20 protein-coding genes and 1 tRNA gene are annotated in these 21,338 nt (G+C 66.8%); 6 read left to right on the top strand and 15 right to left on the bottom strand.

What is annotated here, in order from left to right:
* Positions 1 to 79 precede the first annotated feature (79 nt).
* From AC1DVA_RS16050 to AC1DVA_RS16025, 6 genes are all read right to left on the bottom strand, one after another.
* A complete protein-coding gene (locus AC1DVA_RS16050; protein ID WP_476806518.1) occupies positions 80 to 1,765 on the bottom strand; it encodes an ABC transporter permease in 1,686 nt (561 codons plus the stop codon).
* Positions 1,762 to 2,772: an extracellular solute-binding protein gene (locus tag AC1DVA_RS16045; RefSeq protein ID WP_265053198.1), complete on the bottom strand. Its 1,011-nt coding sequence runs from the start codon at positions 2,770 to 2,772 to the stop codon at positions 1,762 to 1,764. The genes AC1DVA_RS16050 and AC1DVA_RS16045 overlap by 4 nt, the downstream gene beginning before the upstream one ends.
* A 224-nt stretch (positions 2,773 to 2,996) precedes the next feature.
* Positions 2,997 to 3,953 (bottom strand): DUF2865 domain-containing protein, encoded by a 957-nt coding sequence (locus tag AC1DVA_RS16040; protein WP_476806517.1) that lies wholly within the window; start codon positions 3,951 to 3,953, stop codon positions 2,997 to 2,999.
* Positions 3,954 to 4,229: 276 nt separating this feature from the next.
* A complete protein-coding gene (locus tag AC1DVA_RS16035; protein WP_476806516.1) occupies positions 4,230 to 4,640 on the bottom strand; it encodes an MAPEG family protein in 411 nt (136 codons plus the stop codon).
* A 67-nt stretch (positions 4,641 to 4,707) separates the two neighbouring features.
* The gene (gene guaB / locus AC1DVA_RS16030) at positions 4,708 to 6,201 is read right to left on the bottom strand and encodes an IMP dehydrogenase (RefSeq protein WP_476806515.1); all 1,494 of its coding nucleotides are present in this window, start codon (positions 6,199 to 6,201) and stop codon (positions 4,708 to 4,710) included.
* A 183-nt stretch (positions 6,202 to 6,384) separates the two neighbouring features.
* The gene (locus AC1DVA_RS16025) at positions 6,385 to 6,654 is read right to left on the bottom strand and encodes a hypothetical protein (RefSeq protein ID WP_476806514.1); all 270 of its coding nucleotides are present in this window, start codon (positions 6,652 to 6,654) and stop codon (positions 6,385 to 6,387) included.
* A 347-nt stretch (positions 6,655 to 7,001) separates the two neighbouring features.
* Between AC1DVA_RS16025 and AC1DVA_RS16020 the strand changes: the two genes are divergently transcribed.
* Entirely contained in the window at positions 7,002 to 8,441 is a 1,440-nt protein-coding gene (locus tag AC1DVA_RS16020; RefSeq protein ID WP_476806513.1) for a DHA2 family efflux MFS transporter permease subunit, read from the top strand.
* A gap of 76 nt (positions 8,442 to 8,517) precedes the next feature.
* Here the strand turns inward: AC1DVA_RS16020 and AC1DVA_RS16015 are convergent, their stop codons facing one another.
* The 3 genes from AC1DVA_RS16015 to AC1DVA_RS16005 are packed head-to-tail and all read right to left on the bottom strand — an operon-like array spanning position 8,518 to position 10,895.
* Complete coding sequence (locus AC1DVA_RS16015; RefSeq protein WP_476806512.1) at positions 8,518 to 8,991, bottom strand: hypothetical protein; 474 nt, start codon at positions 8,989 to 8,991, stop codon at positions 8,518 to 8,520.
* Positions 8,988 to 9,737 carry an RlmE family RNA methyltransferase gene (locus tag AC1DVA_RS16010; protein WP_476806511.1) on the bottom strand — a complete coding sequence of 250 codons (750 nt, stop codon included), beginning with the start codon at positions 9,735 to 9,737 and terminating at the stop codon, positions 8,988 to 8,990. The genes AC1DVA_RS16015 and AC1DVA_RS16010 overlap by 4 nt, the downstream gene beginning before the upstream one ends.
* Positions 9,738 to 9,746: 9 nt before the next feature.
* Entirely contained in the window at positions 9,747 to 10,895 is a 1,149-nt protein-coding gene (locus AC1DVA_RS16005) for a Ppx/GppA phosphatase family protein (protein WP_442864956.1), read from the bottom strand.
* 183 nt (positions 10,896 to 11,078) lie between these two features.
* Between AC1DVA_RS16005 and glpK the strand changes: the two genes are divergently transcribed.
* The gene (glpK, locus tag AC1DVA_RS16000) at positions 11,079 to 12,581 is read left to right on the top strand and encodes a glycerol kinase GlpK (protein ID WP_476806510.1); all 1,503 of its coding nucleotides are present in this window, start codon (positions 11,079 to 11,081) and stop codon (positions 12,579 to 12,581) included.
* Between the two features lie 232 nt (positions 12,582 to 12,813).
* A complete protein-coding gene (locus AC1DVA_RS15995; RefSeq protein WP_476806509.1) occupies positions 12,814 to 13,500 on the top strand; it encodes a DUF2161 domain-containing phosphodiesterase in 687 nt (228 codons plus the stop codon).
* Between the two features lie 49 nt (positions 13,501 to 13,549).
* On the opposite strand, the gene AC1DVA_RS15990 is transcribed toward AC1DVA_RS15995, so the two are convergent.
* Complete coding sequence (locus AC1DVA_RS15990) at positions 13,550 to 13,780, bottom strand: hypothetical protein (protein ID WP_476806508.1); 231 nt, start codon at positions 13,778 to 13,780, stop codon at positions 13,550 to 13,552.
* A 140-nt stretch (positions 13,781 to 13,920) separates the two neighbouring features.
* Between AC1DVA_RS15990 and AC1DVA_RS15985 the strand changes: the two genes are divergently transcribed.
* Positions 13,921 to 14,418 carry a YciE/YciF ferroxidase family protein gene (locus AC1DVA_RS15985; RefSeq protein WP_476806527.1) on the top strand — a complete coding sequence of 166 codons (498 nt, stop codon included), beginning with the start codon at positions 13,921 to 13,923 and terminating at the stop codon, positions 14,416 to 14,418.
* 338 nt (positions 14,419 to 14,756) lie between these two features.
* On the opposite strand, the gene AC1DVA_RS15980 is transcribed toward AC1DVA_RS15985, so the two are convergent.
* Positions 14,757 to 14,830 (bottom strand) — tRNA-Gln (locus AC1DVA_RS15980).
* 313 nt (positions 14,831 to 15,143) lie between these two features.
* On the opposite strand from AC1DVA_RS15980, the gene AC1DVA_RS15975 reads away from it, so the two are divergent.
* Positions 15,144 to 16,256 (top strand): M20 family metallopeptidase, encoded by a 1,113-nt coding sequence (locus AC1DVA_RS15975; RefSeq protein ID WP_476806507.1) that lies wholly within the window; start codon positions 15,144 to 15,146, stop codon positions 16,254 to 16,256.
* A 242-nt stretch (positions 16,257 to 16,498) separates the two neighbouring features.
* On the opposite strand, the gene accC is transcribed toward AC1DVA_RS15975, so the two are convergent.
* From accC to AC1DVA_RS15955, 4 genes are all read right to left on the bottom strand, one after another.
* Positions 16,499 to 17,860 carry an acetyl-CoA carboxylase biotin carboxylase subunit gene (gene accC, locus AC1DVA_RS15970; RefSeq protein ID WP_476806506.1) on the bottom strand — a complete coding sequence of 454 codons (1,362 nt, stop codon included), beginning with the start codon at positions 17,858 to 17,860 and terminating at the stop codon, positions 16,499 to 16,501.
* A 41-nt stretch (positions 17,861 to 17,901) separates the two neighbouring features.
* Positions 17,902 to 18,357: an acetyl-CoA carboxylase biotin carboxyl carrier protein gene (gene accB / locus AC1DVA_RS15965; protein ID WP_476806505.1), complete on the bottom strand. Its 456-nt coding sequence runs from the start codon at positions 18,355 to 18,357 to the stop codon at positions 17,902 to 17,904.
* Between the two features lie 72 nt (positions 18,358 to 18,429).
* Entirely contained in the window at positions 18,430 to 18,885 is a 456-nt protein-coding gene (gene aroQ, locus AC1DVA_RS15960) for a type II 3-dehydroquinate dehydratase (RefSeq protein WP_265053213.1), read from the bottom strand.
* 130 nt (positions 18,886 to 19,015) lie between these two features.
* Positions 19,016 to 19,822, bottom strand: a complete 807-nt coding sequence (locus AC1DVA_RS15955) for a DsbA family protein (protein ID WP_476806504.1) — start codon at positions 19,820 to 19,822, stop codon at positions 19,016 to 19,018.
* A 270-nt stretch (positions 19,823 to 20,092) separates the two neighbouring features.
* Here AC1DVA_RS15955 and AC1DVA_RS15950 point away from each other — a divergent pair, with 270 nt between their 5' ends.
* Positions 20,093 to 21,277, top strand: a complete 1,185-nt coding sequence (locus AC1DVA_RS15950; protein ID WP_476806503.1) for a pyridoxal phosphate-dependent aminotransferase — start codon at positions 20,093 to 20,095, stop codon at positions 21,275 to 21,277.
* Positions 21,278 to 21,338: the final 61 nt, after the last annotated feature.

The raw sequence follows: 21,338 nt of genomic DNA, 5'->3' as shown, positions 1-21,338 counted from the left end.
ACGGGCCGAAAGTCAGCCAGCCCCCTGGCGGCGCTTGGTTTAGGCCGATGCGGGCGGGTTGTCGAGGCCGGGAAACCAGCTATCCCACACGATTTGCACCGGTTTTGGCCAGAACGATGGCCGGATAGAGGCCAGCGAGGATGATCAGCAGGGCAGCGAGCGCGCCATCCTCGAAGACCCCGCGCGAGGCGTGGCCGTAGACCACCGTCGCCAGCGTATCGAGGTTGAGGGGGCGCAGCAGCAGCGTCGCCGGCAATTCCTTCAGGCAATCGACGAAGACGAGCAGCGCCGCGCCGGCGATGGCCGGGCGCATCAATGGCCAATGGATGCGGCGCAGAATCTCGGGCTGGCCGGCGCCGAGCGCACGGGCTGCGTCGTCGATCCGCGGCGAGACGCGGCTGAGGCCGCTCTCCACGCCGGAAACGCCGATGGCGAGGAAGCGCACGACATAGGCGATCACCAGCGCCGCGCCGGAGCCGATCAGCAGCAGGCCCGCCTTGATGCCGAACAGGGCCGTGACGGCATTCGCCAGCACATTGTCGAAGGCGGCGATCGGGATCAGGAGGCCGAGCGCGAGCACGGTGCCCGGCACGGCATAGCCGAGCGAGGCAAGGCGGGCGAGGGGCCTCAGCCAGGATTCGCGGCCGGCGCGGCTGGCGGTGGCGATACCGAGCCCGAGCAGCAGCACGATGGCGGATGCAATGCCCGCGAGCAGCACGGCATTGCCGAGGAGCCGCAGCAGCGCGATGTCGAATTGCGCGAGCAATCCGCGCTGCAGGATCTCGCTGGCGAGGTAGCCGATCGGCAGGATGGCGCCGAACAGGACGGGCAGGGCACAGGCGCCGGTCGCAATGACGGCGGCGCGGCCGCGCAGCGGCTTGCGGCCGGCGGGGCGCGGCTGGCGCACCGGCAGAGCGAAGCGGCGCTGGCCGCGCAGGCGGGCCTCCGTCAGGATCAGCAGGAAGACGACGAGCAGCATCACGCAGGCGATCTGGGCCGCGCCCGGCAGCGAGCCGCGATTGACCCAGGTGGTGTAGATCGAGAGCGTTAGCGAGCGGACGCCGAGATATTCGGTCGCGCCGATATCGTTGAGCGTCTCGAGCAGGACGAGCGTCAGCCCGGCGGCGAGCGCCGGCCGCGCGAGCGGCAGCCCGATGCGCCAGAACAGCCGGCTCGGCGTCGCGCCGAGGCTGCGCGCCGCCTCGACGATCGTCGCACCCTGAATGCTGAAGAGCGCGCGGGTGGTGAGATAGACATAGGGGTAGAGGACGATCGCCATGATCGCGATGGCGCCGGGCAGGTTGCGCGGATCGGGGAACCAGTAGTCGCGCAGCGTGCGCCAGCCGGTGACGGCTCTCAGCCCGCTCTGCAGCGGCCCCTGAAAGCCGAGGAACTCCACATAGATGTAGGCCGTCAGATAGGTCGGCAGGGCCAGCGGCAGCACGAGCAGCCATTCGAAATGGCGCCGGCCGGCGAACTCATACTGTGTCACCAGCCAGGCGGTCCCGATGCCCAGAACGGCGCTGACGACGCCGACGCCGCCGAGCAGCAGCGCGGTCTGGACAAGCGCCGTCGGCAGCACGTTGGCCGCGAGGTGCGGCCAGATTTCCACCGCCTGCGACGATGACAGGGCCGTCGCGACGAGGGCCAGCAGGGGCGTCAGGACAAGGGCGGCGCCCAGCAGCGAGGCCAGGGCAAAACGCGTCGACGGCCGCCACGCGAATGGCGACCGTCCGGAGATTGCGAGCGACGTGCTCGGGCTCAACTGTCGAAGCCGACCTTGTCGACGAGATTGGCGGCGGGCTTGCGCTGCTTGGCGACCTCGGAGAGCGGCAGCTTGTCGGGCGTGATCGTGCCGAGCAGCTTCACCGCGTCGGATTCGGTGACGGCGGGGTTGACCGGAAACTCGAAGTTGCCGTTGGCATAGAGGGCCTGCGCCTTCTCGCCGAGCATATACTCGACCAGCTTGACGGCGTTGTCCTTGTTCGGAGCGTTCTTGGCCAGCGCCGCGGCCGAGACGTTCACATGGGTGCCGCCATTGGCGAAGGTCGTCTTGAGCGGCTTGATCGCGTCGAACCAGCCCTTCTGCTCGTTCTTCGCCTGGCTCATCAGCCCGATATAGTAGGTGTTGATCACGGCGACGTCGCAGAGGCCGGACTGGATGTCGCGGGCCACGTCGCGGTCGCCGCCGCCGGGCTTGCGGGCGGCGTTGGCGCGCAGAGCCTTGAGATAGGTTTCCGCCTTCTCCGGGCCGTTATGCGCGATGAAGGCCGCGAAGAACGCATTGTTGTAGGGGTGCTGGCCGGCGCGGATGCAGAACTTGCCCTTCCACTTGGGATCGGCGAGCTCCTCATAGGTGATGGCATCCTGGGCCACGCGGTCCTTCGAGGCGACGACGATGCGGGCGCGCTTGGTCAGCGTGACCCAGTTGTTGTCCGGGCGAAGCTGCGCGGGGACGATCTTGTCGACCGTCGCCGATTGGATCGGCTGGGTGATGCCGGCCTCGACCGCGGCGTTGATCTCACCGACATCGACCACCAGCATGACATCGGCGGGGCTGTTGGCGCCCTCGGCGCGGATGCGCTCCTGCAGGCCGTCCTTCAGGAAGACGGCATTGACCTTGATCCCGGTATCCTTGGTGAAGGCTTCGAGCGCGGGGTTGAGCAGGGCCGGCTCGCGGGTGGTGTAGAGATTGACCTCCTGGGCGAGGGCCGGCGCGGCCAGCAAGCAGGACGACAGCGCCAGGGCGTGGAGATGGGCTTTTCTGATCATTTTTACGCTCCGTCGGTGAAGGCGCCAAACGCGCGACGACCGAGCGTTAATGCGCCCCCGGCGAGGCTGTCAACGAAATCGTCCTTTTAAATCAGCGTGTTATAAGAATGTGAGCATAGTCTTTATTTGGACTAATTATAATAACACCGCCATGACCTTGGAAAGGCGAGAAGATTTCTCGATGAACCAGGTCGTACGCCTTTAGTCCAAGCCCTCTCTCAGCGTCAGCGTGACGCAGTCGTGATGGGGATCAGGCGCACTGGCGCATGCGAAGTCGGATCGAGAGACCCGCGCAGCACGGCATCGCTGACAACGTCGTCGTCCTGAAGCCTGGCCTCGCGAACCCGCATCTGCCGACGAAGGCTGCTGGCATCGGCCTCCATGCGCGAAATGCCGACCCGTTCGTCGATCTGCTGGCGCTGGCCCTTGGTCAGCTCGGAAGCTGTACGGAAGTCGCGGAAGTCGCGCCGGCTATAGGGCCAGCTCGATCCGCCGGCGAAAGTCGACACCTTGCCGTCGAGGACGACGCTGTCGCCCGGCCGCAAGGTGATGTCCCGCAGCAGCGAGATGCGGCGCTCCCCGGCCTGCACGATGGCGGGGCGGCAGGCGCGATCGGCCGCCTTCTCATGGCTGTAGGCCATGGGCAGCGCAGCATAGCGCTGCCCATCCGCGGCGACCGCATTGTCGATGCTGGTCGAGCCGGCGGCGGCCCGAAACACCTTGACCGGAATGCCGGGGTTCATCGCCTTGCACAGGGCGTCGTGGGCGCCGATGTCGCTCGCCGAACGCAGAAGGCCGAGCGGGGCATGGAAGCCGTCGCAGAGCCGCACGCAGAAGGTCTGCGCGTTGTTGGCGGAAACCAGGGCGGCTCCGGCATCGGCAGGCTTATGCTGCCGGTTCGCGACCTTCTTCGGAGCCTGCCGGAATGGGTTGATCTGGATCGGCGGGTGAGCGATGCGTCCGTTCGGCTGCATCTGCAGCAGGGGGAGGCGCCAGCCATTGCCGGCGGGAGCATAGGCAGTCGGGCGGGCCGATGCGTAGGAAGCGCTCTGCGCCGGGGCGCGTGCCGCCTTGCGCGCGGCTTCTTCCAGAAAGAAGGAGCGGATGCCGGCGTCGTCGTCGGCCTGGACCAGCGAGGCCGTCAGCACCATGCCGCCGGAGCCGATCGCGATGCCGAGCACGGTTACCGCGGCCCAGCGGCCGGCTCGCGACCGAGCGGACCTTGCCCTCTTGGCCGAGCCGACAGGGACAGCCTCGCCGTCACGGGGCAAAGCCCGCACGGGGACCTCACGGACTCGCAACATCGCGTCACTCCAACCTACGCTTGTTCCACCGTCCGCCGCCTTTTGGATGTAGTTTACTTTTCGTTAAGCTTCAACGCTTCCGCCCCGCTGGCGGGGGGAAACCCGCAGGATGATTAACGCCGGGCTGGGGTCTGCTGGTGGTCGCGCTCGCGATCAGAGTATGGCGAGCAGGACGCCGATCCACATCCCGAACAGGGCGATGACGCCGACGCCGTAGATCGCTCCGCGCAGCGGAAGCTTGTTGGGGCCGATATGGATGAGCGTGTGGACGACGCGGGTCGCGACGAAGAGCCAGGCCAGCGCGGCCATGACATAGCTCGTCGCATTGACCTCCATCGCCAGCATGATCAGCGCGAAGAAGACGACGGGCGTTTCGAACTGGTTCGAGAAGTTCGCGGAGGCGAGGCGGGCCGGGACGGGATAGCGCTCGGTCGAAACGTCGACGTCACCCGGGCGCACGGCGCCCGAGGTGAAGGCATCCTTCCGGCGCATGGCGAGGATGAGGCCGACCACGAAGATCCAGAGGATCATGGCCAGCGCCGGATAGACCAGCTTCAGTGTCATGTGTCGTGCTCCGCCCCGGCCGTCCGGCCCGCTTGTCGGGGCCAGACTGCACAAAGGCGCGAAAGGCTCAAGACCGGGTCGGGTAGTTCGGGCTCTCGCGCACGATCGTCACGTCATGGACATGGCTCTCGCGCAGGCCGGCGCTGGTGATGCGGATGAAGCGGGCCTTGTTGCGGTAATCCTCGAGGGTGCCGCCGCCGACATAGCCCATGGCGGCGCGCAGGCCGCCGGCGAGCTGGTGCAGCACGTTCGAGACCGGGCCCTTATAGGCAACCTGGCCCTCGATGCCCTCGGGCACGAGCTTCAGCGCGTCCTTGATGTCCTGCTGGAAGTAGCGATCGGCCGAGCCGCGCGCCATCGCACCGACCGAGCCCATGCCGCGATAGGCCTTGTAGGAGCGGCCCTGGTACAGGAAGGTTTCGCCCGGCGTCTCGTCCGTGCCCGCCAGCAGCGAGCCGACCATGGCGCAGGAGGCGCCGGCGGCGAGCGCCTTGGCGAGGTCGCCCGAATACTTGATGCCGCCATCTGCTATGACCGGAACGCCCGCCTTGCTGGCGGCCGAGGCGGCATCCATGATCGCGGTCAGCTGCGGCACGCCGACACCCGCGACGATGCGGGTGGTGCAGATCGAACCCGGGCCGATGCCGACCTTGACCGCATCCGCGCCGGCATCGATCAGGGCCTGCGCCCCGCCGGCGGTGGCGACGTTACCGGCGATGACCTGCACCGAATTCGAAAGCTTCTTCACCCGGCTGACCGCGTCGAGAACCTTCGACGAATGGCCATGCGCCGTGTCGACGACGATGAGGTCGACGCCGGCATCGATCAGCATCTCCGAGCGCTCGAAGCCCAGATCGCCGGTCGTGGTCGCGGCGGCGACAAGGAGGCGCCCCTGCGAGTCCTTGGCCGCGTTCGGATGGGCGACCTGCTTCTCCATGTCCTTGACGGTGATCAGGCCGATGCAGCGATAGTGATCGTCGACGACGAGCAGCTTCTCGATGCGGAACTGGTGGAGCAGGCGGCGGGCTTCTTCGGGATTCACGCCCTCGCGCACCGTGATCAGGCGCTCCTTGGTCATCAGCTCGGAGACGGGCTGGGCCGGGTTGGCGGCGAAGCGCACATCGCGGTTGGTGACGATGCCGACGAGCTTGCCCTTATGGCCCTGCGGCCCGCGCTCCACCACCGGAATGCCGGAGATGCCGTTGTTCTTCATCAGCGCCAGCGCGTCGGCCAGCGTCTCGTCCGGGTGGATGGTGATCGGGTTGGCGATCATGCCCGACTCGAACTTCTTGACGAGGCGCACCTGCGCCGCCTGCTGATCGGCTTCGAGATTGCGATGGATCACGCCGAGGCCGCCGGCCTGCGCCATGGCGATCGCCATGCGGGCTTCCGTCACCGTATCCATCGCCGAGGCGATGATCGGCAGGTTGAGCGAGATCGACTTGGTGAGCTTGGTGCGGATGTCGACATCGGCCGGCATGACCTCGGACGGGCCGGGCTCAAGCAGCACGTCGTCGAAGGTGAAACCGTCGCGAATCAGACCGTCGAGGGAAAGCGTCATCGTCAACTCCGACGCCGGGCGAAACCGGCTTTTCAAAGGGGCAGGGCGAAAGGCCCAATGCCGAGTTGACGAGGCCCGTTAGCATGCGCGCGTTGCCTCGGCTAGTGCGCGGGGCGGGATTCTTTTGCAGTGCAGAAACGACGCCGGCTCATGGCGGCGCCGTTTCGGTGTCTTTGCCCCGGTTCAGCGGGAAGGGCGCTGCGTGATCGGGGCAGCCGGCGCGTCCGGGGCAGCGCCGAAACAACCCGCCGAGTACATCGTGGTGCCTGCGGCATTGGCCATGCGCTGGCAGTCGGACTGATGCATGCAGTTGTTGTAACGGATGCTGTCGCCATAGCCCTGAGGGGCCGCCTTGTAGTCGCAGCCCGCGCGCCAATCGTTCGAGGCTGCGGACGCCGGACCCGTCATGGCTGCGCCGTAGGTAAGGCCGGCGAGTAGGGCGAGAGCTGCCATCCGGACGCTCATGGGCACCCGGCGCGAAAGGGTGGAAACACTTGAAACAGGGGTCATGTCAGCTTCTCCGGAAAGTTACGCCGCGCGCCCCTCGCGACGATCCGGACAAGGCCGGATGTCCGGAAAATGGGGCTTCCCGAGTGCGTCTAGGAGTGAGGCAAACGCATGGCAGATTTGTGCCATCCGACGGGCCATAAGCTCAGCGCATGACGGAAGCGCGTGACGAGCCGGCGAAACCGCCGGAAAATGCGACTCCGCCTCTCGTCAGACCGTAACCATCGCATTAATAGCCGAGCTTATGATTTCCACGCGCGCTCGCTTCACCGCGAGCGCGAAAGGTCACAGCCTTGCAACGCGCCAAACTGCTCCCCCTCATCGTCGCCTGCGCGTTGTTCATGGAGAACACGGACTCCACCGTGATCGCGACCTCGCTGCCGGTGATCGCGAAGTCGCTGGGCGAGGACCCGATCGCGCTCAAGCTCGCGCTGACCTCATATCTCGTCAGCCTCGCCGTCTTCATCCCGATCTCCGGCTGGATGGCCGACCGCTTCGGCGCGCGCACGATCTTCCGCTCGGCGCTCTGCGTCTTCATGCTCGGCTCGATCCTCTGCGCGATGTCGAATTCGCTCGGCGCCTTCGTCGGCGCGCGCTTCGTCCAGGGCATGGGCGGCGCGATGATGGTCCCGGTCGGGCGCCTCGTGATCCTGCGCAGCGTCAGCAAATCCGAGATCGTCGGCGCGCTCGCCTATCTGACGGTTCCCGCGCTCGTCGGCCCGGTAGTCGGGCCGCCGCTCGGCGGCTTCATCACCACCTATTTCGACTGGCGCTGGATCTTCTTCATCAACATCCCGATCGGCCTTATCGGCATCGTGCTGTCGACCCTGTTCTTCGAGGATATCCGGGAGGAGGATGTCGCGCCGCTCGACGTCAAGGGCTTCATCCTGTCGTCCTTCGGCTTCGCCAGCCTGATGCTCGGCCTCGCCACGGGCGGGCGGCATCTGGTGCCGCAATTCGTGTCCTATGGCTGCGTATTGGCCGGCGCGGCAGCGCTGCTGGCCTACTGGTTCCATGCCCGGCGCGTGCCTTACCCCGTGCTCAACCTGTCGCTGTTCCGGATTCCGACGTTCCGGATCGGCGTGATCGGCGGCTCGATCTTCCGCACCGGCATCGGCGCGATTCCCTTCCTGCTGCCGCTGATGCTGCAGCTCGGATTCGGGCTCGATGCGCTGCAATCGGGCCTGATTACCTTCGTCTCGGCGGCGGGCGCGCTGATCATGAAGACGTTGGCGAAGACGATTCTGGCGCGCTACGGCTTCCGCCGCGTGCTGACGTTCAATGCGGTGATCGGCGCGGCCTTCCTCGCGGCATCCGGCCTGTTCACGCCGACGACGCCGCACGCGATCATGCTGTCCGTGCTGCTGATCGGCGGCTGCTTCCGCTCGCTGCAGTTCACCGGCATCAACGCGCTGAGCTATGCCGACGTCTCCAACCGGGACATGTCGAGCGCGACCAGCCTGTCGAGCGTGGCCCAGCAGCTCTCGCTCAGCATGGGTGTGACGATCGGCGCCTTCGCGCTGGAGAGCGTCAACGCCTTCCACGGCGGCCAGGCCTTGGGAGCCGGGGATTTCTGGCCGGCCTTTGCGCTGGTGGGGCTCGTCTCGGCCTCTTCGGTGCTGTGGATGGTGCAACTCGCGCCAGATGCCGGCGCCGAGGTCTCGGGCCATGTCCCGGTCAGCGCCCGCAAGGTCACCGCCGAGGCGATCGCCGATCAGAAGCCGCTCGAATAGCACTTGGATCAAGTCCGTTGCTGGCTTCGATTGTCGGCAAGCCTTTGATCATGAACGTTCTAACGACGCGCGGCAGTCAGGTGTGTGCCACGGGCGCCTTGCTTTGGCGGCCGAATACAATCAGCCAGAACACAGCGCCGCCTAGCGCGCCTGCCGAAAATTTTTCCACGTAGGATCTGATTTTGTAGATTCGGCCGGCGGCAGTCAGAACCCCGTCTTTTACCAGCCAGACATTGTCGAACTTGGCACTGAAGCCGTCTGACGATGACAAAAGCTCTAGGAGCAGCCAAGGTAAGATTGCGGCGAGGCCAGCCGTCGTGCAGACGAAAGCAAGGCTGAGACGCCCGCAATCTCTTACGACCAAGTAGATAGGCAGCGCCAAGAACAGCGTCGCCGGGTAGGCGCCCACCGTCAACACAACCATAAATCTTCGGAAAAAACGGTCGTCGAGGCCGAACGCGTAAACGGCATACAGCGCACTTGCCGCAAGTGGTCCCAGCGCCATCGCGAACAAAACGCGCTTTAGTGAGGGCAAGTCCACCCCTTTCAAGCCCCGGTCTCAGCGCCAAGACCGGGCTCATCCGCCTTGCGCCTATACCCCGTGGCCAACACGTAGAGCTCCGACGAGTCGGAGCGGCTCGCAGCCGGCTTGACGTTGCGCACCGTGGTGAAGTCGCGCTTGAGCTGGGCCAGCAGCTCGGCGCTCTCGCCACCCTGGAAGAGCTTGGCGAGGAAGAAGCCGCCGGGCGACAGCACGCTGTGCGCGAATTCGACTGCCGCCTCGGCCAGCGCGATGATCTTGAGATGGTCGGTCTTCTTGTGGCCGGTGGTGTTGGCTGCCATGTCGGACATCACGCCATCGGCCGGTCCGCCGAGACGCTCGGTCAGCAGGGCCGGGGCTTCCTCGGCCATGAAGTCCATCTCGATCAGGTCGACGCCGGGGATCGGGTCGACCGGCAGCAGGTCGATGCCGACGATGCGCCCCTTGCCGTTCTCCAGCCCGATGCGCTTGGCCGCGACCTGGCACCAGCCGCCCGGAGCGCAGCCGAGATCGAGCAGGCGCTGCCCGGGCTTCAGAAACTTGTAGCGGTCGTCCATCTCCTCGAGCTTGAACGCGGCGCGGGAGCGATAGCCCATTTCCCTGGCGCGCTTCACATAGGGGTCGTTGAGCTGGCGCTCGAGCCAGAGCTGCGAGGAATGCTTGAGCTTGCCGGCCTTCTTCACCTTGACGCGCATGTCGCGCGCGCCGGCGGATTTTCCGCCGCCGGTCTTGCCGCCCGATTTTCCGGTACTCATGGTCTCAACCTATTTCCGCCGCCACCAGGCGCGGTCCTCGTGCATCATGCGCAGCAGCATGCCTTCGCGCAGTCCGCGATCGGCGATGCGCACGCGCTCGCTCGGAAAGGCACGGCGGATAGCCTCGAAGATCGCGCAGCCGGCCAGCACCAGATCCGCGCGCTCGCGGCCGATGCAGGCATTGGCCGCCCGGGCGGCATAGTCCATCTCGATCAACCGGTCGATGACGGCGAGGATGTCGCGCTGCTGCATCCACAGCCCGTCCACCTCGCGGCGGTCATAGCGCGGCAGGTCGAGATGGATGCCGGCGACGGTCGTCACAGTCCCTGAGGTACCGAGCAGGTGGAAGCCCTTGGCGCTACGCGCCGCTGCGGCCTTTTTCGCAAAGGGCTCAAGCGCCTGCGCGCTGTCCTGCACCATCCGCTCGAAGAGTTCGCGGCTCACCTGGATGCCGCCATAGCGTTCCGCGACGGTGACCACGCCGATCGGCAGCGAGGCCCATTCGCGGATGCGGGCGGCCGGGTCGCGCGCCTCGCTGCGCCCGCCGAGCCAGACGATCTCGGTCGAGCCGCCGCCGATGTCGAAGACGATGACGCTTTCCGCCGCAGGGTCCGTCAATGCCGCGCAGCCGGAGACGGCGAGAGAGGCCTCGGTGCGCTGGTCGATGATCTCGAGCGAGAGCTCGGCCTCCGCCGCGACGCGGCGGATGAAGTCGAGCCCGTTGGTCGCAGCGCGGCACGCTTCGGTGGTGACGAGCCGGGCGCGGGTAACCCCGCGATTCGCCATCTTGCCGCGGCAGATCTTCAGCGCCTCGACCGCGCGGTCCATGGCGGCATCGGCCAGCTTGCTGCTGGCGGCCAGGCCTTCGCCGAGGCGAACGATACGGGAGAAGGCATCGACGACGCGGAAGCCGTGCTGCGCTGGGCGCGCGATCAGAAGCCGGCAGTTATTGGTGCCGAGATCGAGCGCCGCGTAGGTCGCGATGGTCCGCGGATCGATCGAAGCCGGATCATAGGTCTTGAAAGCCGCGCTAACCGAAGCGGCGCCGGCCCGTTGCGGATCGGCGTTAGGTCTACGCGGCGGCGTCACATGCGTGACGTCCCGTTGCTGCCGGTCCTCGACCGCCACCTTTTCAATCCCTTGACCTGCCGGGCGCATCGGTCCGGCAGGGGCCGCGACGCAGCGCAGCCCGTTGCTTCGATGTTGAGCTAACTACAGCGCAAGCCCCATGCCAAGCGGAACCTTGCCGCGGCACCCTGCCGGCCTTGCGCGAGCGGGGGCTGATCGGCAGTGTCCGCCGGCCGGCATGCCGGCCAATCCAGATGAGGGCAGGGAATCGCCATGGCCGCCAGACACATCCTCGCCATCGATCAGGGCACGACTTCGTCGCGCGCGATCCTGTTCAACGCGTCCCTTTCGGTCGTCGCCACCGCCCAGCAGGAGTTTCCGCAGTATTTCCCCGCTTCGGGCTGGGTCGAGCATGAGCCGGAGGATATCTGGGACAGCGTGCTGGCGACGGCCCGCGAAGCGATGTCCAAAGGCCGGCTGGGCGCGAGCGACATCGCCGCCATCGGAATCACCAACCAGCGCGAGACGACGCTGATCTGGGACCGGCGGACGGGCCGGGCCATCCACCGCGCCATCGTCTGGCAGGACCGGCGCACGGCGCAGACCTGCGCGAATCTCGTCGCCGCCGGCCATGAGGAGTTGGTAGCTGCGCGCACCGGCTTGCGCATCGACCCCTATTTCTCCGCCACCAAGATCGCCTGGCTGCTCGACAATGTTCCCGGAGCCAGGCGCCGTGCGGAGGCCGGCGAACTCGCTTTCGGCACGGTCGACGCCTTCCTGCTCTGGCGTTTGACCGGCGGTGCCGTCCACGCGACGGACGCGACCAACGCCGCGCGCACCATGCTGTTCGATATCGGCCGCGGCGTCTGGGACGCCGAACTCCTCGCTCTCTTCGGAATCCCCGCCGCTATCCTGCCTGAGGTGCGCGATTGCGCCGCCCATTTCGGCGACACGGTGCCGGAGCTCTTCGGCTCGCCGATCCCTGTGCGCGGCATTGCGGGGGACCAGCAGGCGGCGACGATCGGGCAGGCCTGCTTCACGCCGGGAATGGTGAAATCGACCTACGGCACCGGCTGCTTCGCGCTGCTCAACACCGGCGACAAGCCGGTTCGCTCGAAACACCGCCTGCTCAGCACCGTGGCCTATCAGCTCGGCGGCAAGCGCACCTATGCGCTCGAAGGCTCGATCTTCATCGCCGGCGCGGCCGTGCAGTGGCTGCGCGACGGGCTCGGCATCATCGAGAAGGCGAGCGAGACCGGCCCGCTCGCCGAGGCGGCCGATCCCGAACAGGACGTCTATCTGGTGCCGGCCTTCGTCGGCCTGGGCGCACCGCATTGGGATGCGCATGCCCGCGGCGCGATGTTCGGCCTGACCCGCAATTCCGGGCCGCGCGAGTTCGCCCGCGCGACGCTGGAAAGCGTCTGCTACCAGACGCTCGACCTGATCGAGGCGATGCACGCCGATTGGCCGGAGGCCGGGCAGGGCGGGCGCTCGGTGCTCAGGGTCGATGGCGGCATGGTCGCCTCCGACTGGACGATGCAGCGCCTCGCCGACATCCTCGACCTGCCGGTCGACCGGCCGACGGTGCTCGAGACGACGGCGCTCGGCGCGGCCTATCTCGCCGGTCTCGATGCGGGGTTGCTGCCGGAGCCGGAGCGCTTCGCCGATCAGTGGCGGCTGGAACGGCGCTTCTCGCCGGCCATGGCTGCGAGCCAGCGCGAGCACAAGGTCCGGGGCTGGCATGACAGCGTAAGGCGGACGCTGAGCGCAAGGTGACCGAAACGCCAGCGCAGATCAGTAAGGCTCGGGAGACCATCGCCGACACTGTGGGCCGGGGCGAACTGCTCCAGCACGGAACCACGCCGTCATCCCGGGCCTGACCCGGGATCCATGCCGGAGCGTTTGCGAGGGATGGTCCGGCGGCCATAACCGTCGTCTTCTCGCCGGCGTTTGCCTCTCCGAAACGACTATCGGCGCATGTTCGGGAAGACTGTCGGCGAGGTGCGATGTGGAAACGTCTCTTTATGGACCCGTCAAGCGCTTCCTCGAAGGCTTGGGTTATACCGTCAAGGGAGAAATAGGCTCCTGCGATCTCGTCGGGCTTCGGGACAATGACCCGTCCGTGGTGGTGATCGGCGAGCTGAAGCTGACGTTCAATCTCGAACTCGTTCTGCAGGGCGTCGACCGACTGAGTCTCGGCGACGAGATCTGGCTGGCCGCCGAACTCTCCGCCAAGGGCAGGGGCCGCGAAAGCGATCCGCGATATCGCAATCTCTGCCGGCGGCTCGGCTTTGGAATGCTGGGCGTTTCCAAATCCGGCCGCGTCGACATCCTCGTGTCTCCGACCGCGCCGATACCGCGAAAGGATTCGCGCCGGCGTTCGAGATTGGTGGAGGAGCACAAGCGGCGTCAGGGCGACCCCGTCGCTGGCGGAGGTACGCGCAAGCCGATCATGACGGCCTATCGCCAGCAGGCGCTCGCCTGCGCCGCGGCGATGTCATCGGGGCCGCAGCGGCCGCGCGACCTCAAGCCATCCTTTCCCGACGCCCAGAAAATCCTGCGCCGCAATGTCTATGGCTGGTTCGAACGCTCCGGTCGCGGCGTCTACGCGCTAACCGAGACGGGCCGCAGCGCATTGGCAACGTGGCTGCCCCAGCCTTCGCCGCGGCAGGAGGAAAGCGTGGTATCCGCTTAGGTACTGACGATCAGCGCGCGAAAGGCGTGGGCTGGCGCAATTGTCAGTCTCAGAGATCTCTTGTGCGATCGGTCAGCGAGTCGATCGCCTCGTCCGCACCCTGATCCGTTTTCAGCACGCCCTCGCGCAGCACCTTCGTCGCCGCGTCGGCCTTCTTCGCCGGGTCGTCCGGTAGCGGCTTCGTTTCGGCGGTCGCTTCGAGCCCGATATCGTCGGGCTTCTTGCCATCCTTGCGTGCCGCTGCGGCGAAGGTTGCGAGAGCTTCCGGTTGCTTGGCCATATCAGCCTCCTGACTGCATCGGGAGCAACTCAGGCGCCGGATACGAAGTTCCGGAAACATTTAGGCTTCGTGCAGGAACGGATCGGCAAATGAGGGGTTGGGCTTCCACGAACCCCTCATTCTGGAGATGCGCCATGGCTATGACACCGAAGCCGCTGGACGAGATGTTTCTCGACATGCTCAAGGACGTCTACTACGCCGAAAAACAGATCCTGAAGGCGCTGCCCAAGATGGCCAAGGCCGCGACGGCACCCGAACTGAAGAAGGCCTTCGAGACCCATCGCGAGGAAACGGAAGGGCAGGTCGAGCGGCTTGGCCAGGTCTTCGAGATCATCGGCAAGGCGCCCCGTGCCAAGACCTGCGACGCCATTCTCGGGATTCTCGAGGAAGGCAAGGCGGTCATGGAGGATTACGCCGACAGCCCGGCTCTCGACGCCGGCCTCGTCGCCTCCGCCCAGGCGGTTGAGCATTACGAGATGGCGCGATACGGCACACTGAAAGCCTGGGCCAAGCAGCTCGGCCACAACGACGCTGTCACGCTCCTCGACGCCACGCTTGCCGAGGAAACCAAGACCGACAAGGCCCTGACGCAACTCGGCACGCCTGCAAATACCGCCGCCGTCGCCAAGGCCGCTTGAGGAATCGATCGCTCCGGCAACGGAGCCAGAGCGATCACCATCTCCGCGATCCCGGATCCTGCACCGCGCCAGTGCTTACCTCATAGCGGGCATCAGAATCAGATAGCGCGCACGCGGTGCTCGCCGCTCCGCCGTGAAGCAAGCCGTAGGTTCCCTTCGAGAGGCCGAGACGTAGGCGACCGCCCTACGGTCGGACCGAAATTTACAGGGTTTGGCCGCAAACCGGCGATAGCGCGGCGTGTGCGAATTTACCCCCACAATCGCGGCACGCACCGCAACGGCAGAAGCTCTAGCGATGTATCGACGATTTATCAGGCTGTGCGTCGCCACTGGATGAGTGGCTGGGGGACTAGGATTCGAACCTAGACAACCAGAGTCAGAGTCTGGGGTCCTACCGTTAGACGATCCCCCAACGACGAGGGCGCTGCAGTGGTGCGCCGCGTTGGTGAGCCGGGGTCTAATCAATGCGATCCGGCTTGGCAAGAGGCGAATTCACGACAAGTGTGAAACACGTCGCGGCATGATGACGATCACTCCGCGCGTCGGGACTGAGCAGGGCTCGGCAGGAGTGGCGTCGCGCTGTTTCGACCGTGGAGGCGGCAGAGGCGGCTATGGCGGGCCACCCTGCCGGGAAGCCAGGCACCCGGCCACACGCTCTGCCGGCCTGTGCCCAGCGCATGGAAACCGCCTTGCGCGGCGAGGGCCTCTTCGGAGAACATCGCGCCATGAATCAGAACGATGCCGCCGCCGCGCTCTCCGTTTGGGTTGCGCTTGAAAGCCCCACCAGCCATGCCGCCGGGCTGAACGGCATGATGGACCTTGTGCAGAAGGAGGTCGACGGACTTCCGATATCGGTCGAGCGCATTCCGGGACGTGACGGCCTCGGCGACATGGTCGTGCTGCGCGCCGGGCTCGACAACGGCCAGCCGACCGTCGCGCTGATGTCGCATCTCGATACGGTCCATCCGGTCGGCACCAGCGCCAAGGACCTGCCGGTGCGGATCGAGGGCGACAGGCTCTATGGCCCCGGCGTCTACGACATGAAGGGCGGTGCCTGGCTGGCCCTGCAGGCCTTCAAGCAGGTCGCCGTCGCCGGCAGCGCCAGGCGGCCCATGGTCTTCCTGTTCACGCCGGACGAGGAGATCGGCTCGCCGACCAGCCGCGGCGTGATCGAGGAGCTTGGCCGGGGATCGGCGGCGGTCCTCGTCACCGAGCCGGCGCGGCAGGGCGGCAAGATCGTCACCGCCCGCAAGGGCGTCGGCCGCTTCGATGTCAGGCTGGAAGGGCGGCCTGCCCATGCCGGCTCGCGCCATGCCGACGGCCGCAGCGCGATCCGCGAGGCCGCTCACCAGATCCTCACCGTCGAGGCGATGACAGACTATGCGCGCGGCATCACCACCAGCGTCGCGCTCGTCGGCGGCGGGACGGCGGCGAATGTGATCCCGCAGCACGCCTGGTTCAGCGTCGATTGCCGCGTCACTACGCTGGCCGATGGCGTGACGATGGAGAACCGCATCCTCAGCCTGACACCGCGAGATCCGGACGTTCAGCTCAAGATCACCGGCGGCATGAACCGCCCGCCCTATGAGAAGTCGGCGCCGGTGGCGGAGCTGTTCGAGACGGCGCGCCAGGTCGCCGCCAGGGTCGGATTAGATTTGCAGGACTGCCCGATGACGGGGGGTGGCTCGGATGGCAACTTCACGGCCGCACTCGGCGTGCCGACCCTCGATGGGCTCGGCATTGATGGCGACGGCGCGCATACGCTCCAGGAATATGCGCTGATATCCTCGATCGCGCCGCGTCAGGCGCTGATCAAGGGATTGCTGGATGCGATTTGAGGCGTTCCGGGTCGCGTCATTCTCGCGCGCCAGAGCCTGGGTCCTTTCCTTCTCCCCTTGCGGGAGAAGGTGGCAGCGCGTCAGCGCTGACGGATGAGGGGTCTCGGCGACGTGGTCGGTGAGGGCGGCGCGACCCCTCACCCCAGCCCTCTCCCGCAAGGGGAGAGGGGGCAGGGCGGGTTTCAGGCGCTCACCTGTCTCGGTCAGGCATCAAGTCGGATTTGAGAGTATGCCGGCCTTGTTCACGCTTCCGGTTCGGCCATGCCGCCGGCGGCGAGGAATTTCTCGAGCCAGTGGATGTTGTAATCGCCGTTCAGGATGTCCGGGTTGCGGACGAGCGTGCGAAACAGCGGCAGCGTGGTGTCGACGCCGTCGACGACGAACTCGTCGAGCGAGCGGCGCAGGCGCATCAGGCATTCGTCGCGGTTGCGGCCGTGGACGATCAGCTTGCCGACCAGCGAGTCGTAATGCGGCGGGATCGTGTAGCCCTGGTAGGCCGCGGAATCGACGCGCACGCCGAGGCCGCCCGGCGTATGGAACGAGGCGATCTTGCCGGGCGAGGGGCGGAAGGTCGCGGGATGCTCGGCATTGACCCGGCACTCGATGGCATGGCCCTCGATGACGATGTCGGACTGCTTGAGCGAGAGCGGCGCGCCGGCCGCGATCCGGATCTGCTCGTTGACGAGGTCGATCCCGGTGATCATCTCGGTGACCGGATGCTCGACCTGGATGCGGGTGTTCATCTCGATGAAGTAGAACTCGCCGTCCTCGTAGAGGAACTCGATCGTGCCGGCGCCGAGATAGCCGAGCTTGGCCATCGCCTGGGCGCAGACCTCGCCGATCCGGTCGCGCTCGCCGGCGTTGAGCGCGGGCGAGGGGCCTTCTTCCCAGACCTTCTGGTGGCGGCGCTGCAGAGAGCAGTCGCGCTCGCCGAGATGGATGGCATGGCCGCGGCCATCGCCGAGAACCTGGATCTCGATATGGCGGGGCTTCTCGAGATATTTCTCGATATAGACGGCGTCGTCGCCGAAATTGGCCTTGGCCTCGGTGCGCGCCGTCGAGAGCGCGACCGACATCTCCTCGACGCTGCGCACGACCTTCATGCCCTTGCCGCCGCCGCCCGATGCCGCCTTGATGATCACGGGGAAGCCGATCTCGGCGGCGATGCGCAGCGCTTCGTCGTCGTCGCTGACGCCGCCCTCGGAGCCGGGCACGCAGGGGATGCCGAGGCGCTTGGCGGTGCGCTTGGCCTCGATCTTGTCGCCCATGCTGCGGATATGCTCGGCCTTGGGGCCGATGAAGGTGATGTTGTGCCGCTCCAGGATCTCGGCGAAGCGGGCGTTCTCGGAGAGGAAGCCGTAGCCGGGATGGACCGCATCGGCGCCCGTGATCTCGCAGGCGGCGATCAGGGCGGGGATGTTGAGATAGCTCTCGCGGGCCGGCGGCGGGCCGATGCAGACGCTCTCGTCGGCGAGGCGCACATGCATGGCGTTGGCGTCGGCCGTGGAATGGACCGCGACGGTGGCGATGCCGAGCTCCTTGGCGGCGCGCAGCACGCGCAGCGCGATCTCTCCACGGTTGGCGATCAGGATCTTGTCGAACATCTTGAAACCCAGCCCGGCCCCAGCAGCGCCTTGCGCCCCGCTCACTCGATCACCAGCAGCGGCTCGCCGTATTCGACGGGCTGGCCGTCTTCGACGAAGATCGCGGTCACCTTGCCGGCGCGCGGGGCGACGATGTCGTTGAAGGTCTTCATCGCCTCGACCAGCAGGATGCGCTCGCCCTGCTTCACGACGCTGCCGATCTCGACGAAGGGCTTGGCCTCGGGCGAGGGGCGGCGATAGGCGGTGCCGACCATCGGCGAGGTGACGGCGCCGGGATGGGCGGCGGCCGGCGTCGGAGCTGCCGCTGCGATGGCCGGGGCGATGGCGGCCACCGGCAGCGGCGCTGCGGTCGGGACCTGCACGGTCGCGGTGATGCTGCGGGCGACGCGTACGCGCAGATCGCCCTTCTCGACCTCGATCTCGGTGAGATCGGTCTGGTTCAGGAGCTCGGCCAGCTCGCGGACAAGTTCGGGATCGATCGGGCTCTTGGTCGCCATGGCGGATATCACCGTCTTCTTCGGATTCTCGGATGGGCCGGCCGCAGCGCCGCCGCCCCGTTCATTTCGGTTTCAAGCGGCCTTCGCCGCCCGCTTTTCCAGCAGCGGCACGATGGCGTCGAAGGCCAGCTCGTAGCTCGCGACGCCAAAGCCGCAGATCACGCCGACGCAGACCGGCGCCATGTAGGAATGGTGCCGGAATTCCTCGCGCGCATGCACATTCGAGATATGGACCTCGATCGTCAGCGCATCGACGCCCTTGATCGCATCGCGCAGCGCCACGGACGTATGGGTATACGCCCCGGCATTGATGACGACGCCGGCGCCGGCCTGCCCGGCCTCCTGGATGAAGGTGACGAGCTCGCCCTCGAAATTGGTCTGGCGGAAGGTGAGGTCGACGCCCGCGGCCTCGGCCCGGCGCCGCAACCTTTCCTCGACGCCGGCCAGCGTGACCGCGCCATAGGTTCCCGGTTCGCGGGTTCCGAGAAGGTTGAGATTGGGTCCGTTCAGGACGTGGACGGCGACCATGGAAGGCGTTGATTCCGGCGCCGCGCCCGGGCGGCAGGTGCCGCCCTCATAAACGTTGCGGGGCGGCAGGGGAAGCCTGAACGGCGCCTGCCGGCCCGGCGTGTCTCGTCTCGCGGCAGCCCTGGGGCGATCAGCCGGCGCAGTCGGTCTTGCCGCAGCGGCGCACGGAGTCGATCTTCTGCTTCAGCGCGGCCTGGCCGACGGCACCGAACACGATCTCCTCGCCGACGATGAAGGCGGGCGTGCCGGTCAGGCCGAGACGGTCGCCGAGCGCGACGGTGTCCTCGATCGCGGCCTTGGTCGCAGGCGCTTCCATGTCCTTCTTCAGCAAGGCGACATCGGCACCGGCTTCCTTGGCGATCTCGAGCGCCTTGGCCGCGTTGACCTTGCCCTTCACGGCCATCAGCTTGTTGTGGAAATCGAAGTACTTCTGGCCCTGGAGCTGGTTCTTCGCGGCGACGGCGACGCGGCTGGCCTCGACCGAATCGGGTCCGAGGATCGGGAAGTCCTTCAGCACCACGCGCAGCTTCGGATCGGCCTTGGTGAGCGCGGTCACGTCCTCCATCGCCCTTTTGCAGAAGCCGCAATTGTAATCCATGAACTCGACGAGGGTGATGTCGCCCTCGGGGTTGCCGATGATCACGGAGGTCGCGGGATCGGTGATCCGGGCCTTCTCGGCGGCGACGGCGCTGCGCTGCGCCTCGGCCTGGGCCACCGTGTTGCGGCGCTCCAGCTCGACCAGCGCGTCCTGGATGATCTCGGGATTCTTCAGGATCGTCTCGCGGATCAGATCGGTCACCGCCTTGCGCTGCTCGGGTGAGAGAGGCTGGCCCTGCGCCATGGCCGGCGCGGCGGAGGCCGCGAGCCACAGGCCGAGCACGAGGCCGGCTGGCCGCAAGCAGGCTCGCGCCAGGCTGGTGAGGGTGCGGAAAGCCATCTCATCTTCCTTTCAAGGCCGCCGGCGGGAAAGCGGCGACGGAACAAAGCATTTCTGAGCGCGAGCTTGTGTGCCTTCGCCCCTTCAAGGTCAAATCACAGCTCTGACAGCAGCTTGCGGCAGCCATGTGGCTTTTGGACGCGCTGGTCGCGTTCTTGCTGCGGTCTAACAGGCCGGTGTGGCGCCCCTGTGATGCGATCGGGCTTGAAAGCCGCGCGTTTCGCGGCCAAACACGCCGCCGACCCCGACGCTCTTCAGCGAAAGCCTGCCATGATCGACCTCAAGACTCCGATCATTCCCGCGCTGGCGGCGCGGGCCGAACGTGTCGCGCCCTTCATCGTCATGGACGTGATGAACCAGGCGGCTGCGATCGAGCGGCGCGGCGGCTCGGTGGTGCATATGGAAGTGGGCCAGCCCTCGGCGCCGACCCCGGCCTCCATCCGTGCCGCGACCGCCCGCGCCCTGGAGCATGGCCGCATCGGCTACACGCAGGCGCTCGGGACGGATTCGCTGCGGGCCCGGATCGCACGTCACTATCGCGAAGCTTATGGCGTCGAAGTGCCGGCCGAGCGCGTCGTGGTCACGACCGGCTCGTCGGGCGGCTTCATCCTCGCCTTCCTCGCCTGCTTCCAGCCCGGCGCGCGGGTCGCGATCACGGCGCCGGGCTATCCGGCCTATCGCAACATCCTGATCGCGCTCGGCCTCGAGCCGGTCGCGATCGAAGTCGGCCCGGAGACGCGCTTCGCTTTGACGCCGGAGCTGATCGAGCGCGCTCATCGCGAGAAGCCGCTCGCCGGCGTGCTGACGATGAGCCCGGCCAACCCGACCGGGGTCGTGATGGCGCCCGAGGCGATCGCCGACGTCGCCGCCTGCTGCCGCAAGCTCGGGCTCTGGTACATCTCCGACGAGATCTACCACGGCCTGACCTATGAGACGCCCGCGACGACCGCGCTCGCGGCCGATCCGGACGCGATCATCGTCAACTCCTTCTCCAAATACTACTGCATGACCGGCTGGCGCGTCGGCTGGCTGGTGGTGCCGGAGCGGCTGGTGCGCACCATCGAGCGCCTGCAGCAGAATTTCTCGATCTCGGTGCCCTATCTCAGCCAGGTGGCGGGCGAGGCGGCCTTCGACGCGACGCAGGAATGCGAGGCGATCAAGGCCGGCTACGCCGAGAATCGCTCCTTCCTGCTGAAGGCCTTGCCGGAGATCGGGCTGGGGGACTTCCTGCCGGTCGACGGCGCCTTCTACATCTATCTCGACATCGGCCGATATTCGAATGATTCCATGAGCTTCTGCCGAAGCGTTCTGGAGGAGGCCGGGGTCGCGATCACGCCGGGGCTCGACTTCGACGAGGCGCGGGGTGCGCGCACGGTGCGTCTCTCCTTCGCGGGCTCGCTCGCCGAATGCGAGGATGCTGTCTCCCGCATCGGCGGCTGGCTCAAGAAGCGCTGAGGCTACAGCCCGGCACGCCACTTGCCAGAATCCGCGGAAGCTCCGCATTCTGCATCGTCGA

The sequence above is a fragment of the Allobosea sp. P4_C6 genome, assembly GCF_056402015.1.
This window is presented reverse-complemented; position numbering and strand designations above follow the sequence as displayed.

Coding starts and splice junctions, on each gene's coding strand:
- AC1DVA_RS16045 (WP_265053198.1), bottom strand. CDS start 2,772: ATGATCAGAAAAGCCCATCTCCACGCCCTGGCGCTGTCGTCCTGCTTG.
- AC1DVA_RS16035 (WP_476806516.1), bottom strand. CDS start 4,640: ATGACACTGAAGCTGGTCTATCCGGCGCTGGCCATGATCCTCTGGATC.
- guaB (WP_476806515.1), bottom strand. CDS start 6,201: ATGACGCTTTCCCTCGACGGTCTGATTCGCGACGGTTTCACCTTCGAC.
- AC1DVA_RS16025 (WP_476806514.1), bottom strand. CDS start 6,654: ATGGCAGCTCTCGCCCTACTCGCCGGCCTTACCTACGGCGCAGCCATG.
- AC1DVA_RS16010 (WP_476806511.1), bottom strand. CDS start 9,737: ATGAGTACCGGAAAATCGGGCGGCAAGACCGGCGGCGGAAAATCCGCC.
- AC1DVA_RS16005 (WP_442864956.1), bottom strand. CDS start 10,895: ATGCGCCCGGCAGGTCAAGGGATTGAAAAGGTGGCGGTCGAGGACCGG.
- glpK (WP_476806510.1), top strand. CDS start 11,079: ATGGCCGCCAGACACATCCTCGCCATCGATCAGGGCACGACTTCGTCG.
- AC1DVA_RS15990 (WP_476806508.1), bottom strand. CDS start 13,780: ATGGCCAAGCAACCGGAAGCTCTCGCAACCTTCGCCGCAGCGGCACGC.
- AC1DVA_RS15985 (WP_476806527.1), top strand. CDS start 13,921: ATGACACCGAAGCCGCTGGACGAGATGTTTCTCGACATGCTCAAGGAC.
- AC1DVA_RS15975 (WP_476806507.1), top strand. CDS start 15,144: ATGAATCAGAACGATGCCGCCGCCGCGCTCTCCGTTTGGGTTGCGCTT.
- accC (WP_476806506.1), bottom strand. CDS start 17,860: ATGTTCGACAAGATCCTGATCGCCAACCGTGGAGAGATCGCGCTGCGC.
- accB (WP_476806505.1), bottom strand. CDS start 18,357: ATGGCGACCAAGAGCCCGATCGATCCCGAACTTGTCCGCGAGCTGGCC.
- aroQ (WP_265053213.1), bottom strand. CDS start 18,885: ATGGTCGCCGTCCACGTCCTGAACGGACCCAATCTCAACCTTCTCGGA.
- AC1DVA_RS15955 (WP_476806504.1), bottom strand. CDS start 19,822: ATGGCTTTCCGCACCCTCACCAGCCTGGCGCGAGCCTGCTTGCGGCCA.
- AC1DVA_RS15950 (WP_476806503.1), top strand. CDS start 20,093: ATGATCGACCTCAAGACTCCGATCATTCCCGCGCTGGCGGCGCGGGCC.